The sequence below is a fragment of the [Brevibacterium] flavum genome, assembly GCF_019317305.1.
Taxonomy (GTDB): Bacteria; Actinomycetota; Actinomycetes; order Mycobacteriales; family Mycobacteriaceae; genus Corynebacterium; species Corynebacterium glutamicum.
In genome coordinates, this window is sequence record NZ_CP079240.1 from 1,114,226 (window position 1) to 1,130,005 (window position 15,780).

The window sequence follows — 15,780 nt, forward strand, 5'->3', positions numbered from 1 at the left end:
TCGTGGATGCCGCGGAGTTGGTCGCATTGATCGGCGGTCTCGCTGGGCTCGCGACCGCGCTTGGTGGCTTGATCATCGCTTTTCAGAAGTTTCGAACGCAGAAGGCCGAGACTGATCTGAAGTTTGCAGAGATCCAGCAAGCTGCGCGGCGCTCCGCGATGGAAGAGATTGAGACAGCGATCGGGGGGTTTGCTCAAATCAATGAGGATCTGCGACGCCATATTGCTGATCAACAGCAGCGGCAGGAAGATCAAGGTCACCAACTGGTTGATCTGAATCGACGAGTTACTGATGTGACTGCGTTAAAGACTGCTGCGGTTCTGCACATCGCAGAGCGTGAGCGGTGGGCACAGCAACGATGGACGGATCGTCCAGAGACGCTTCCAACTATCCCTGCTGTGCTTCTCTCTGAGGTTCAGCAAGTTGACCCAACCTTGAGGTCGTCTAAGTACACTCTTCGTGATCCGAAGCCGAAAGCGCGAGACCCAACTACTTAAAACGCCCCACCAACGTCATTCGTTGGTGGGGCGTTTTCGTCGTTTAAGACCGGATGTAGCCACCAAATTTTTGGCTCATTTTTGGCTCACCTAGGGATTGGACGAGCCAGGGAACCGCAGGTCAATGCAGTATCAAAGAAAACGAAAACCCCCGCTCACCAGCGCTGAAAGTGCTGGTGAGCGGGGGTTTCTACTTGCTTCCCCACCAGGACTCGAACCTAGAATGACGGTACCAAAAACCGTAGTGTTGCCGATTACACCATGGGGAACTGCAGTAATTAACTGCACCGCTAGAGTTTACATCATTGTCTTAGAAAACCAATTATTGGGGTCCGCTTAGCTGAGATACTCTGGATGACATGGTTCGACAGCGGATGACCGGCAAGGAACGTCGGGAGCAATTAATCTCTATTGGGCGTGCGGTTTTCGCTGAGCGCGGTTTCGACGGCGCGAGTGTGGAGGAGATTGCGGCGCGCGCGAATGTGTCTAAGCCGGTGGTGTATGAGCATTTCGGTGGCAAAGAGGGCTTGTATGCGGTGGTGATTGATCGTGAGATGGTCAAGCTGGAGGCGATGATCACGGAGTCGTTGCAGCATGGTCGTTCGCGTTATCGCATTGAGCAGGCGGTTCTTGCGTTGTTGACGTATGTCGAAGATGAGACGGATGGCTTTTTGATTTTGGTGCGCGATATGCGGCCCGGCGAGCGCCGGTCGTATGGCACTTTGCTTAACGACGCCACGACGCAGGTGTCGCACATCCTCGGCAATGCCTTCACCCGATCCGGGCTCAACGCTGAGTACGCGAATCTTTATGGTCAGGCGTTGGTGGGCATGGTGTCGATGACGGCGCAATGGTGGTTGGATGAGCGCACTCCGCCGAAGGAAGAAGTTGCCGCACATATTGTTAATCTTTGTTGGAATGGTTTGACGGGGATGGAAGCCGATCCGAAGTTAACTCCCATCAGTTCTGCTGAGGGTGCGATTTTTGGTCAAGAAAAGGAGAGTGAAGCGTGACACCTATGCTCGCGGGGCTGTTGAAGGTCGCTGCAACCGACCCCAAGTTGAAGGGGTTGATGTCGAATGTGGGGCAGCAGCATCTGCATATCACTGGCATTGATCAGGCTCGTCCGTGGGCGATTGGTGCGTTGGCGCATCATGCTCCGGTGTTGGTGGTGACTGCTACTGGCCGTGAGGCTGAGGATCTCACGGCTGAGTTGAAGGCGATGATGGGCGATAAGGTGGCGTGGCTTCCGTCGTGGGAGACTCTGCCACATGAGCGATTGAGTCCGGGTGTGGACATTGTGGGCAAGCGTGCTCAGGTGCTCAATCATCTAGGCGACCTCAAAGTCGTGGTGGCTGCTGCGCGTGCGTTTTGCCAGCCGGTACTCAAAGATGCTGAAGGTCGTGCACCCCTCACTCTTAAAGAAGGCGCGGAGTTTGATTTCTCTGCCCTGACCACTGAGCTGGTTTTCCGTGCGTACAAGCATGTCGATATGGTGGCCAAGCGCGGTGAGTTTGCTACCCGCGGTGGCATTTTGGATATTTTCCCCACCACATTGGATTATCCGGTGCGTGTGGAGTTCTGGGGCGATGAAGTCTCTGACATCAGGCAGTTCTCTGTCGCAGATCAGCGCACCATCCCAGAAATCACCATCAAGAGCATTGAGATTTTCCCGGCGCGTGAATTGCTCATTACTGAAGAAGTGGCATCGCGTGCGGAGTCTCTTATTTCTAAGCACCCGGGCAACCCGACGCTTGTGGAGATGCTGTCGAGGATTGCGGATTCCCAAGATGTTGATGGCATGGAGGCGTTGATTCCGGCGCTGACGGATACGCCGATGGTTCCGATGCTGGAGCTCATGCCGGAAAACACCCATGTATTGGTGATTGCTCCGGAGAAGGTGCGCCGACGCATTGCGGATCTGGAAGCAACCGATGCTGAGTTTTTGATGGCTGGTTGGGAAGCAGCTGCGATGGGTGCTGATGGTCCAGTGGCTGCGGAAGGCCTGGACTTGGAAGCTTCTAGCTATCGCAGTTATGAAAGTTTGGAGGTTTCTGCGTCGAAAAGCGATGTGCGTTGGTGGACTTTCGCGCCGCCGGGCATGTTTGAGGCCTCGGAGGAGGCGACGCTGCCGCTTGATTTTGAAGCCGGGCCGGCGCCGCGCGGTGAGCTGCCGAAGATCGATGCGATGATGGCGCAGCTGCTTGCGCACACAACCGGCGGTGGGCGGGCTGCGTTTATCGCGCCGACCCAAGGCGCGATTAAGCGCATGGTCGATCGTTTCGCGGAAAAGGGCATTCCCACCCATGTGGCGACCCCGGGTTGGGAGCCAACGCCTGGTCAAGTGACCCTTTATCATGCGCTGAGCCATGCTGGCCTGGTGTTTCCGAAGGTGCGTAAACACCGCGATGGCGCTGCAATGCCGTTGGTGGTTATTACAGAAACCGATCTGACTGGTAACCGTGTTGGCGATATTGCAGGGGCGAAACGTCGACCTGCAAAACGCCGCAACAAGGTGGATCCTTTGGCGCTGGAGCCAGGGGATTTGGTGGTTCATGAAACCCACGGCATTGGTCGTTTTGTGAAGATGACTGAACGAACCATTTCTGCGGGTGATGAGACCTCGCGCCGTGAATACATTGTGCTGGAGTACGCGCCATCTAAGCGCGGACAGCCCGGCGATCAGCTGTATGTGCCGATGGATGCGCTGGATATGCTCAGCCGCTACGTCGGTGGCGAGAAGCCGACGCTGTCCAAAATGGGTGGTTCTGACTGGAAGAACGCCAAGAAGAAGGCTCGCGCTGCCGTGCGTGAAATCGCCGGTGAGCTGGTAGAACTCTACGCTAAGCGCCAATCCGCGCCGGGTCACCCGTTTGCGCCGGATACGCCGTGGCAAAAAGAGATGGAAGATAACTTCCCCTACGTTGAGACTGAAGACCAGATGTTGGCGATCGATGCGGTCAAGGAGGATATGGAGAAAAGTGTCCCCATGGACCGCGTCATCATCGGCGATGTGGGTTATGGCAAGACGGAAGTGGCGGTGCGCGCGGCGTTCAAGGCTGTGCAAGACGGCAAGCAGGTAGCCGTTCTGGTGCCTACCACGTTGCTTGCGCAGCAGCACCAGTCCACGTTTGAAGAGCGTATGACTGGTTTCCCTGTCACCATCAAGGGATTGTCACGCTTTACTTCGCCTGCGGAATCGCGGGAGATTCTCTCCGGTTTGGCTGCAGGATCGGTGGATATCGTCATCGGTACTCACCGTTTGCTGCAGACTGGCGTGCAGTGGAAAAACCTAGGGCTTGTCATTGTGGATGAGGAGCAGCGTTTCGGCGTGGAACACAAGGAGCACATCAAGGCTCTGCGTACTCACGTGGATGTGCTGACCATGTCCGCGACCCCGATTCCGCGAACCCTGGAAATGTCCATGGCCGGTATCCGTGAGATGACCACCATGCTCACCCCGCCGGAAGATCGCCACCCAATTCTTACCTATGTGGGACCGTATGAGGATAAGCAGGTCGCGGCATCAATTCGCCGCGAGTTGCTGCGCGATGGCCAGGTCTTTTTCATCCACAACAAGGTGGCAGATATTGAGAAGAAGGCCCGCGAGATCCGCGATCTAGTTCCCGAAGCCCGAGTGGTTGTTGCCCACGGTCAGATGAGTGAAGAGCTGCTGGAACAAACCGTTCAAGGTTTCTGGGACCGCGAATACGATGTGCTGGTGTGTACCACCATCGTGGAAACTGGTCTGGATATTTCCAACGCCAACACGCTTATCGTGGAAAATGCCCACCACATGGGCTTGTCTCAGCTGCACCAGCTGCGTGGCCGCGTGGGTCGTTCCCGTGAGCGCGGTTACGCCTACTTCCTGTATCCAAAGGGTGCGACGCTGACTGAAATGTCCTACGACCGCCTGGCAACGATTGCCCAAAACAATGATTTGGGTGCCGGTATGGCGGTTGCGATGAAGGATTTGGAAATGCGTGGCGCCGGCAACGTACTAGGCGCGGAACAATCAGGCCACATCGCTGGCGTGGGCTTTGACCTGTACGTTCGCCTTGTTGGTGAAGCTGTGGAAGCCTACCGCGCGCTGGCTGATGGCAAAGTTGTTGATGGCACCGTCAAGGGACCAAAGGAAATCCGCGTGGACCTTCCCGTGGATGCCCACATTCCCGAAAAGTACATCAACGCCGAGCGTCTGCGTCTGGAAATCTACCGCAAGCTCGCGCAGTCCGAATCGGAAGTGGATCTGCGCCTTGCGGTGGAAGAAATGGAAGACCGCTACGGTCCCATTCCAGAAGAAGTGGAGCGCCTGCTGGCTGTGTCCAGATTGCGCCACCTCATGCGCGAAGCCCACCTCACCGACATTGCGGTGCAGGGCACTCGCATCAAGGTCCACCCCGTTGACCTCGCCGATTCGCAGCAAGTGCGCCTAAAGCGCCTGTTCCCAGGCGCCACCTACCGCGCAGCCGCTAAAGCAATCCAGCTGTCTTTCCCGAAGGCAGGCAACAAGGTCACAGATCCTTTGCTTCGCGACGTCGACCTCCTCCAGTGGGTAGCGAACTTCATTTCCAACATGTTCAACGTGGAGGAAATCGATGTTCGCGGACCACAACCAGGAAAGCCTAAGAAGAAATCATCAGTGATCTCCGTCAGCCTGTAATTCTTCTTTCGCAGGGGCGTTGAATTGGGAGTTGTACAATTCCCAATATGCGCCCTCCAGGGCCATCAACTCACGGTGATTGCCCTGCTCCACGATCTCGCCGTCTTTCATCATCAAAATCAGGTTGGCATCACGAATCGTGGACAACCGGTGCGCGATGACGAAGGCGGTGCGGTCTTGGCGCAGCTTAGACATGGCGCGCTGAATCAACAATTCGGTACGCGTATCCACCGATGAGGTGGCTTCATCCAGAATCAGCAGTCGGGGATTAGCCAAGAATGCACGCGCGATGGTGATCAGCTGGCGTTCACCCACCGACAGGTTCATGGCTTCATCATCAAGTACGGTGTCGTAGCCTTCTGGCAGGGAACGGACAAACCGATCCACGTAGGCTGCCTTGGATGCAGCAAGCATTTCTTCCTCAGTTGCTTCAGGCCTGCCGTAGAGAATGTTATCCCTGATGGTTCCGGCAAACAGCCACGTATCCTGCAACACCATGACGGTTCGTGATCGCAGATCTTCTCGGGCCATGGTGCGGATATCCACGGCGTCTTGTGCTGTTTCACCAAGAGTGATGGAACCGCTGTTGATGTCGTAGAAACGCATGATCAAATTCACCAATGTGGTCTTGCCCGCACCGGTGGGACCCACGATGGCAATGGTGCTGCCGGAACGAACTTCCAGATCCAAGTTGTTGATCAGTGGGCGATCCTCTGAGTAGCCGAAGGACACATCTTTGAATTCCAGACGGTTCGCACCAGTGGCAACGGTGTTGGGCTGCGCAGGATCATTGTCCTGTTCGTCTTCGTCGAGAAGCTCAAAAACGCGCTCGGCGCTGGCCACGCCGGACTGCAGCAAGTTGGCCATGGAACCCAATTGCGACAGCGGTTGGGTGAATTGGCGCGAGTATTGGATAAAGGATTGCACGCCACCGATGGATAGTGATCCAGAGGCAACCTGTAAGCCGCCAACGACTGCGATGGCCACGTAGCTCAAGTTACCCACAAACATCATGGTGGGCATGATGATGCCAGAGATGAACTGGGCACCAAAGCTGGCCTTATACACAGCCTGATTTTCTTCCTCGAATGCTTCTTGAACATCCTTTTGGTGTCCGAAAACCTTAACCACGGCGTGGCCAGAGTAGGTTTCCTCCACACGCGCATTCAAAATACCGGTCTGCTTCCACTGTTCCGCAAACAGTTTCTGGGAACGGCTCGCAACCACCACAGTGACCACGATGGTGACCGGAATGGATACCAGCGCCACGAGTGCGAGCAGTGGGGAGATGATAAACATCATCACCAACACACCAATGACGGTGAGTAGGGAAGTGATCGCCTGCGACAAGGTTTGCTGCAGGGATTGGCCGATATTATCCACATCGTTGGTTACGCGGCTAAGCAGATCACCGCGTTTGATGGAATCGAAATAGCTCAGCGGCAGGCGGTGGATTTTTTCCTCCACCTCCATGCGCAGCCGGTGCATGGCACTTTGCACGATGCGGTTGAGCATGCGCGCCTGAAACAGCGACAGCAGGCTACCGATCAGATAAGCACCGATCACCAGTCCGAGGATCATGGCTAATTTTTCAAAATCAATGCCTGAGCCTGGAACAAGGTTCATGTCTTCCATCATGGAAGCCTGATTATGTTCACCTGCAGCCTGCAGCTGCGCGATGATATCTTCCTTTGACGCACCAGCCGGCATTCGCTTAGACAGGAATCCTTCAAACACCACGTTGGTGGCTTTACCCAGCAACCATGGGCCCAAAACGGTAAGGCCAACGCTCAGGACGGCAAGGAAAATAACGAAAATTAAGGTGTTGCGGTCATGGCCTAAAATCCCGAAGAGTCTTTTGGCTGATGGTCCGAAATTCTGTGCCTTTTGATTCGGCGCGGTGTCTGCCTGATGGGAACGCCCGCGGGGGCCTGCAGTATTACTCATGATTGCGCCTGCGCAGTTTCTTGGGATTCAACAATTTCACGGTAGGTACCGCACGTGTTCAGCAAATTCGCGTGCGTGCCAATACCGACAACCTCGCCGTTATCAAGCACCACAATCTGATCGGCATCTCGAATCGTGCTGACACGCTGGGCGACAATCAACTTGGTTGCATCCGGCAGGTTGGTGCTCAGCGCTCGGCGAAGAGCGGCGTCTGTGCTCACATCGAGGGCGGAGAAAGAATCGTCGAAAATATAGATCTCAGGCTGCTTCAACAACGCCCGGGCAATGGCCAAACGCTGGCGTTGACCACCAGAAACATTGGTTCCACCCTGAGCAATCTCAGAATCAAGACCCTCTGGCATCTCACGCACAAAGTCCGCCGCCTGAGCAATTGCTAGCGCCTGCCACAGCTGCGTTTCCGTGGCATCTTCATTGCCGTAACGCAGGTTGCTGGCGATCGTTCCAGAAAACAGGAACGACTTCTGCGGAACAAGACCGATCCGATCCCACAGCTTCAGCGGCTCAAATTCACGAACATCGGTGCCATCGACGGTAACGTCGCCTTGGGTGACGTCGAAAAGCCTAGGAACCAGCCCGATCAGCGTCGTTTTACCCGAACCCGTCGAGCCGATGATCGCCGTCGTGCTACCAGGCGCAACGCGGAAGCTCACATTATTTAACACGGGGTCATCCGCGCCGGGGTAGGCAAAAGTTGCGTTGTTGAACACGATTTCGCCAGTGCTTGTCGACGGCTGCGCCGGTGTTTCTGGCGCCTGCACAGACGGTGTGGTTTCCAGAACCTCACCGATGCGATCAGCGGAAACGGCAGCGCGCGGAACCATGACAAACATGAACGCTGCCATCATGACGCCCATGAGGATCTGCATGATGTACTGCAAGAACGCAAAGAGCGTACCGATCTGCGTCTCGCCGGATTCCACCTGGAAAGCACCAAACCAAATCACGGCCACTGCGGACAGGTTCATGATCAGCATCACGGCAGGGAACATCAACGCCATCAGGTTACCGGTGCGCACGCCGATATCAGCGACATCTTTACTAGCAGTGGTGAATCGTTCGCGTTCTTCATCTTCACGCACGAACGCGCGGACCACGCGGATACCGGTGAGCTGCTCGCGCATAATCTGATTGATGCGGTCAATGCGCTTTTGCATGGTTTGGAACAACGGAACCATGCGCACAATGATCAGCGCCACCACGATGATGAGCACCGGAATACTGACCACCATCAGCCAGGACAATCCAAGATCCTGACGCACCGCCATGATGATGCCACCAATGGCCAGCATCGGGGCGGGAATCATCAAAGTGGAGGTCATCTGCACCAGCATCTGAACCTGCTGCACATCGTTGGTGTTTCGGGTGATCAGCGACGGTGCGCCAAACTGACCCATCTCACGCTCAGAGAAGTTCACTACCTTGCCAAAGATCGCCGCACGTAAATTACGGCCCACTCTCATGGAAAGTTTGGAACCGAAATAAACACCGGCGATAGCGCAGGCAACCTGGACTAATGTCAGGGCCAGCATGATTCCACCGGTGCGCCAAATATAGCCGATATCACCTGTGACCACACCATTGTCAATGATGTCTGCGTTTAGCGTGGGGAGTAGGAGGGAGGTGATTGATTGCGCCAATTGGAAAATGATGACGGTTAAAATTAGGGGCCATGCGGGTTTTAAAAACCTCACCAATATCGACCACAGCATGAATGTATTCCTTTTGGGGAGAGTCACCCGGTGGATGTCCGGGTTTTAAGCTGGCCACGAACTGATTTTTCAGTTCATGGTTTCTCACCAAGGTTACGCGTTTTTCTAGCTGTGGCTTGGGGCGGAAGTGGCGGTCTTTTTCAGCCAATTCGGCAGCGGAAACTCGTTGAGGTAGCAGGCAGCAACGGCAAGGCCAATGCTTGGTAACGATAATTCATCGCGGTAACACAAGTACCAACCGTGGTGTTCTGGGTGGAATTTGTTCTTGGACGCAGCGAGAGAACGGAAACCGTAGAACGGTTCCATTGTTCGGCCCAAAAGCTCCAAAATTTGTCCGATGGTGCCGTCGTCGGCCACACCTGGGGGCGTACTCAAAGGAGCGCCGGACATCGACATCCATTCCAGATCGTGATCCCTTGCGATAACAACGGCCTCGGAAATGAGAAACTCGATGACAGATTTAAAGCCTTGCGGATCGCGGCGCATCACATCAAGTGTGTAGCCGACGATGCGCCCTTTTTCATAGACCGGCAACCAACTGGTCACACCGTGCAGGTGTTCCTCCTCATCAATTGCGAGAAGAAGATAGGTATCTGGATCTGAGAGCTCGTTGACAGTTCCAAGCGTAAAGCCCATCTCCGGCAAGGCTTTATCAGAGACCCATTCTTCCGACAGCGTGATGATCTTATGCTGCATTTCGGCACTCAAATCAGCCCAGGTCGTCCAGATGGAACTTACGCCTTCTTTGGCTGCGCGGTTTCGGGCGGTGCGGACATTTTGGAAGTGCTTACCTTTGAAATCCGCATTAGCTGAGCTTAAGACTGCTTCTTCAGCCACACGAAGTGTGTGGTGGCCAGCGTTGATGCGTTCCTTTGAGAATTCTTCACCAACGGAATACCACGCAACAATCCAGCCTTGGTTGCTGGCAAATTCTTCAAACTGTGCGGCCAGCTCTGCTTTAGAGACGGATGAATCCGGACCCAGAATAGGCTCACCCAATGTAATTGCGATGCCCCTTTTCACGCGGTAGGCCACATATCCTGCGTTTTCTGGTGCCCACCAATACGTATTGCCACCCCAAATGGTCATCCAGGACAAGTGATCGCCGCTGCCAGAGCGCAGGAGAGTCGCTGCGTTTTCTTGGTCCTCGTGTGCCTTGTTGCTGGGCACACCCATGAGCAGATGATAAAGAGTTGCTGCTACGACCAGCCAGAATAGCGTTCCAGTCCATTCAAACACTGCCCACCCCACAGGGCTTCTGGGGAAGAGTTGATGGCTCAACACCGTATCGATGGTTGGTGGGAGATAGCGGAAGGGGAGTTCTTTGAAAGCCAGCCCCAATGTTGGATGTGGGTGGAATGCGTGTGGCAGGAACAATGTGGCAAGGATCCACAATGCTGCCGTTGCCAACCATGTAACCATGAGAGCGCCTAAGGATTTAGAAATCCGGGTGGTATCAATCTTCACCTGGAATGCACGGCGGGAAAACACCAAGACGGCGAGCGCCACCAGCCAAGGAACAATCACGCTAAATGCATTGACTGACCACAGAAGATCGGTGGAATCGGCAGAAAGTTTGGTCAGCTGGAACATCAATACTGCGATGGAAATGAGCTGGGCCAAAACCGCCAAAATCCATGCAAGTCGACGTCCACGGCTAAGCCCCATCGCAAGGACCATGGTGAGGATCAGTGGAATCAGGTTGGCAACGGAAGGGCCAACACCATGCTGTTGGAGCTGATCAAGCGCACCTTGGCATGCATCAGAGGTGCTGTCTGTGTGGCAGAGGTGATGCATGTGTTCTTCAGTGACAAGGGGCTGCCAGATCAATTCCGTTGCACTGGAAAACGGGCCGTGGGTGAGTGGATTAAGCGCAGCGAGCACTGGGCCTGCCGCCACAACGGTGATCAAAATGGCCGTCATAATGCGCGCTTCACGCACGGTGAGGGAACCGGGAAGCCAGCGTCCACCTGGAGTTTTCCGATGCCTGTTCAGCTCGCCGGCAACGCTGCCGATGATGGTCGCGGTGAGCATCGTGACGTCGGCAAGCGTGCCCGTATAAAGCAGCAGCGTCAAGGTGATAGTAAAGAGGAACAACCGGGTGCGCCGTCGCCAGAGCAGTGGCATGGAGGCGGATGCGAAAGCGGCGACGCCGAAGACCCAGAAATCTGGGGTGAGCAGCACATCGGCCAACATGTTGTTGCCCCAGGGGTTGAGATCGGCTTCTTCGATGAGGTGGGCGATGCCGATGCCCAGCGGAATGGAAGTGATGTGGATAAGCGCTGCTGTGATCGCGAATTTGAGGCTGCCCAGAATCCGTTCAGAGGGCACCGCAAACACGATGATCCACAACGTGGACATGAGCGCTGCTGTGGTGGTGGAAGCGCTAAACCCTGCGGTGAGAAAATGCGGATCATTAAGAGACCACGGCAGGGTGAGCCCAAGGTTGTCTACCAAAGAGCTATTTGCGGGATCTTCGGCGCCAAACACTTCCCTCAAACCCCACATGACAACGATCATGAGCAGGCTTAACGGTGCTAAACGCAGGGACCTGCCCAGCCATCTCAGACCGAATAATAAGTAGGACTGTGAAGCGTCTTTCATTGTTAAACCTGCAATCCGCCGCGCTTGGCAACCCAATCAAAAGTATTCGCTAAAGCCACGCGCCACACCTGGAAGGAATGTCCACCGGCCACGGTATCAAAGGTGGTGGACATGCCCGCCTGATTGCTCAAATTATCAAGATGAGACAGCGCGCTCACTGCACTTTTATCGTTGCTACCAGCAATAAACTTGCCCGAAATCCCGCTGTAGGTATGCGCTCCTGAGCTGATTGCTTGATTGAGCAGATCTTCCGGATTAACGGCTTTGAATGCGTCTTCATCGCCGCCGAAAAGCTGATCAACAGTTTGCTGGCGTGTGCCAAGTGTTGGTTCTTTCTGGCCCGAGAAGTCAAGGAAAGAACCATACGCTTCGGGGTGATTGGTCATGATCTGCAAAGCACAGGTGCCGCCGTAACTTAAACCACCAATTGTCCAGGTGCGCTGATCCTGATTGACTCGGAATTTCTGTTTGATCAACATGGGGACATCGTGGGATAGATATGTCATCACGCTTTGGGCATCAGAATCCACGCAAGCAGGGTTTCCGCTGAATGATCCTGTGCCATCCACGCTGATGACAATGGGGCTGATGCCATCGTGGGTTGCTTGGAAATTATCTGCTGTTTGATCGGCATTTCCACTGCTAAACCACTGATCTGGCTGGCCGGGGTTTCCGGGCATGAGAACCAAAACTGGCAGTTGTAGGGAAGGATTATCCCAATACGCAGGCGGAATATAGGCGTAGGCATCGCGCGCATCAAAGTCGGAGGTGGAATCATCTGTTGTTCCAGCTAGCGGCACCTGCACAAGGGCACCGACTTCACGGTCATCCATCGTCGGGGCAGTGGTCTGAGATTCAAAATCTGCATACGACATGGACACAGCCGTTGGCACGGGATTGAAAGAACCCAACGTCGGGTATGGCTGGTAGATGACATTGATGACTGCGGCCGTATTAACCAGTGCAATCACGGTGAGTGTAGCCATCAGTATTCTTGTACGACCAGTGCGGAACAAGATGCTCAACAGAGGAAAAACCGCCAAACCAGCGGAAAGATAGATGGTCCACGGATTGGGGTCGGGGAAAGGCTTCCACAGCTTTTCAATAACCACCCATGCGCCACTGGTGAGAACTGCTGAGGAGATGAGAGCTCCGAGAACCCGCCACCGAGAGCGCTTTTTCACAACTCCGAGCAGAGCCACAGCAGAAGTAAACACGGCCACACTGATGATCACGGTCAGCGCCGTGGAATCTACAAGCGAGACTGTTCGCCATTCATTCACACCGCCATTATCCTCCCAAAGCTCTCAAGAAATTGCGGTAAAACTTAAAAATCTTGGTGAACTAGCAGGAAGGTTCCGGTGCTTAAAGCGATTGCTTAAAGCGATAGTGATCCGTTGACCAAACCAATAACGCCCGCGCTGGCAGCAACGACCAGGACAACAACCACGCCGATTTCAAAGCGGTTAAACACCTGTTCGCCACGATAAATCCTTGTCCACACATAGGGGATTAAGCCGGGAAGCATCGCCATGGCTCCGAAGAGGACAAACTGCGGTTCTGCAGCGTAAAACAGCCACACTGAATACACCGTTGCTACTAAACCGACGATGAGGTGTTTGCGGTTTTCTCGGCGGGATATCTCTGGACCGGAATCATCAAAACGTGTGCCGGCATGTGGGTGGGTGATTCCTTTTCCACGTGTTGCCAGCATGACCAGATAAAAGGCAGAGAACAGGTAAGGCACTAAGTATAGGTTGGTAGCCAATTGCACCATGGAGACGTAGGTGGTCTCGTTGAGGAAGAAAATGATGATGAAAATCTGAATCACGATGGTGGAGATCAGCTGAGCCATCCAGGCAGCACCGCGGCTGTTGATGGCCCCGATTTTGCTTGGAATGAGGCCATCCATTGCCATCAACGCCAGTGGTTCTGCGCAGAGCATCTGCCAGGACACATAGGCCCCAAGAACCGAAAGACACAGACCCAACGAAATCAATGCGGCACCCCATGGACCAACAACAGCTTCGAGCACCGACGCCATGGAATTATCTGGCAACGCAGCGAGCTCTTGTTGGGTCAGTACACCGAAGCTCAGCGAAGAAATCGACACCAGCAAAAGAAGAACAGCCACAAAACCAATCACGGTAGCTCGGCTGACATCACTGCGTGAGCGTGCCTGGCGGGAATATACCGATGCACCTTCGATACCGATGAACACCCACACGGTGTACACCATGATGCCGCGCACCTGATCAAAAATGCTGCCCACGCCACCATCACGCGCCCATAAATCAACAGTGAACTTCTCCCAGCTAAAGCCCAAGAATGCAACAAGGATGATGAAGCACAACAGAGGCAGAATTTTGGCCACGGTGGTGACCGTTGTCAAGAAAGCAGCTTGGCTAATTCCTCGGGAAACAACTCCAAACACCAGCCAGGTCAAAGCGCTAACTGCCAACGCTGACACAAATGGATGATCTTGGGAAAACAGCGGTACGTAGTGGCCCAACGTGGAGAAAAATAACGTTGCGTAGCCAACTTGGGCGATGACTGAACCCAGCCAATAACCCCAAGCGGAGGAGAAACCTACATAATCGCCCAATCCAACACGCGCATATGCGTAGACGCCAGAATCGAGGTGAGGTTTACGGCGGGCAAGAACGTGGAACACGAACGCTACGGACAACATGCCCACACCGGCGATCAGCCAGCCGATGAGCATCGCGCTGGGACCTGCGACTGATCCGATGTTTTGAGGGATGGAGAAAATTCCAGCGCCGACGGTCGATCCGATGATCAGCGCGATGAGGGTTCTAATAGATACAGTACGACTTGTGGCCGCTGCACCTTGAGACCTCGCAGAATCTGTTTGAGTATTCACTCATTTAACGTAGTTGACGTACGGCGAAGTCGCTAAACTTCGCGTAATCTTGGTGTCAATTAATCAAGTGCAGATGAATTGTTTAGAAAGGCTGGAGACCATGGGTATTTTTGACGAAGCTAAGAAGAAGGCAACCGAATTCCTCGACTCTGATTCAGGCGAGCAGAAGTCCGATGGACTGCTGGATAAGGCCGCAGACAAAGCTAAGGGTCTCCTCGGTGAAGACAAAGCGGATCAGATTAACAAGGTCCGTGACGCTGTCGATGAGCGCATTGGCAAAAACAACGGCGGCGAAGAGAATCCAGCCAACTATAGCTCTCCCAAAACAAAAGCTTCCTGATTAGCGTGTTTGACCACTGATCCACCTCGCCGGGGTTGTTGACTTTTCAACTATGGTCGCAGCCCCGAAAATTGCCCTCACCGACGAGGAAATCACCATCCTCAAAAGCTACAAACGCTCCCGATTCAGCCTCGTCCAACACAAGGCAGAAGCACTCCTACTGCTCAACGGCAACATCGACATTAACTTCATCGCAGACTTTTTAGACCGCCGACCCTCGACCGTGACAACGTGGGCGAAAGACTACCAACGCATCAGAATGGCCAGCCTCTACACCGGCCACGCAGCCAACACGAATGCATCCAAACTCACCCTCACACAACGCCATGAGATAGCCACAGTGTTATCCACACCGCCCTCTGCACAGGATATCCCCGCCCAGTTCTGGACCGTGCCACACTTAAAAGACTGGATAACCAGCCAGTTTGATGTCATCTACGACTCTGACACCACCTACCACCTGTTACTTCGCCACGCGGGCCTAAGCTTTAAATATCCCCAGGTCTTCGATAAACGCCGCGGCAGTGACGCAGAAATCAACGCCCGGATGTCCCAGATCCGTGACGAGATCGCAGAAGCACTTAATGATCCAGGCCAGGTGGTTTTTGCTGCTGATGAAGTCCGCATCGAACATGAAGCAGAAGTACGCAAAGCTTGGGTACACATAGGCCAGCCCACCACCTTAAGTGTGGATCGTGTGCGTCAGGCCCAGTCCTATATTGGGTTTTTATCCCAGACCACCGGTGAGGTGGATCTATTGCGGTTGGAGTGGCAAAACACTGAAACCATCATCGAGGCACTCACCACCTTAGTGGGCAGGCATCCAGGGAAAAAGATCACCGTGGTGTGGGATAACGCGAGGTGGCATAGGTCGAAGAAACTCCGCGAGCATCTTGGGGAGGGCAATGCGTTGGCCAACGTGCACCTGGTGTGGTTGCCACCGTATGCCCCGGATCATAATCCGATTGAGAAGGTGTGGAATGAGGCGAAAGCAGCGATCAGTAACCGGCAGCGGCTCGTGTTTGAAGACACGGTGGTGGGGTTCGAGACATTTATCGGTTCATCGACTTTTTCCTACCGGATCTGACTTGCTGGGTGAAGCTTTTGTTTTGAGA

At 54.3% G+C, this 15,780-nt stretch carries 10 protein-coding genes; 5 read left to right on the forward strand and 5 right to left on the reverse strand.

Features of this window, described 5'->3' with window-relative positions:
- Positions 1-2 precede the first annotated feature (2 nt).
- The 3 genes from KW808_RS05455 to mfd all read left to right on the forward strand — a co-directional run bounded on the left by KW808_RS05455 (position 3) and on the right by mfd (position 5,160).
- Positions 3-497 (forward strand): hypothetical protein, encoded by a 495-nt coding sequence (locus KW808_RS05455; RefSeq protein ID WP_003863657.1) that lies wholly within the window; start codon positions 3-5, stop codon positions 495-497.
- 359 nt (positions 498-856) lie between these two features.
- Positions 857-1,510 carry a TetR/AcrR family transcriptional regulator gene (locus tag KW808_RS05460; RefSeq protein ID WP_011896982.1) on the forward strand — a complete coding sequence of 218 codons (654 nt, stop codon included), beginning with the start codon at positions 857-859 and terminating at the stop codon, positions 1,508-1,510.
- A 5-nt stretch (positions 1,511-1,515) separates the two neighbouring features.
- The gene (mfd, locus tag KW808_RS05465; protein ID WP_003863658.1) at positions 1,516-5,160 is read left to right on the forward strand and encodes a transcription-repair coupling factor; all 3,645 of its coding nucleotides are present in this window, start codon (positions 1,516-1,518) and stop codon (positions 5,158-5,160) included.
- Here the strand turns inward: mfd and KW808_RS05470 are convergent.
- The 5 genes from KW808_RS05470 to KW808_RS05490 form a co-directional block, all read right to left on the reverse strand.
- Positions 5,137-7,107 carry an ABC transporter ATP-binding protein gene (locus tag KW808_RS05470; RefSeq protein WP_003863659.1) on the reverse strand — a complete coding sequence of 657 codons (1,971 nt, stop codon included), beginning with the start codon at positions 7,105-7,107 and terminating at the stop codon, positions 5,137-5,139. The genes mfd and KW808_RS05470 overlap by 24 nt on opposite strands.
- A complete protein-coding gene (locus tag KW808_RS05475; RefSeq protein ID WP_003863660.1) occupies positions 7,104-8,837 on the reverse strand; it encodes an ABC transporter ATP-binding protein in 1,734 nt (577 codons plus the stop codon). Before KW808_RS05475 ends, KW808_RS05470 begins: the two co-directional genes overlap by 4 nt.
- 105 nt (positions 8,838-8,942) lie before the next feature.
- On the reverse strand, positions 8,943-11,441 hold the full coding sequence (locus KW808_RS05480; protein ID WP_034983652.1) for a bifunctional lysylphosphatidylglycerol flippase/synthetase MprF: 2,499 nt from the start codon (positions 11,439-11,441) through the stop codon (positions 8,943-8,945).
- A gap of 2 nt (positions 11,442-11,443) precedes the next feature.
- Entirely contained in the window at positions 11,444-12,724 is a 1,281-nt protein-coding gene (locus tag KW808_RS05485) for an alpha/beta hydrolase (protein WP_003863662.1), read from the reverse strand.
- Positions 12,725-12,819: 95 nt separating this feature from the next.
- The gene (locus tag KW808_RS05490; protein WP_003863663.1) at positions 12,820-14,325 is read right to left on the reverse strand and encodes an amino acid permease; all 1,506 of its coding nucleotides are present in this window, start codon (positions 14,323-14,325) and stop codon (positions 12,820-12,822) included.
- A 100-nt stretch (positions 14,326-14,425) separates the two neighbouring features.
- Between KW808_RS05490 and KW808_RS05495 the strand changes: the two genes are divergently transcribed.
- A complete protein-coding gene (locus KW808_RS05495; RefSeq protein WP_003863664.1) occupies positions 14,426-14,665 on the forward strand; it encodes an antitoxin in 240 nt (79 codons plus the stop codon).
- Positions 14,666-14,717: 52 nt separating this feature from the next.
- Positions 14,718-15,752: an IS630 family transposase gene (locus KW808_RS05500; protein WP_034983405.1), complete on the forward strand. Its 1,035-nt coding sequence runs from the start codon at positions 14,718-14,720 to the stop codon at positions 15,750-15,752.
- Positions 15,753-15,780 lie beyond the last annotated feature (28 nt).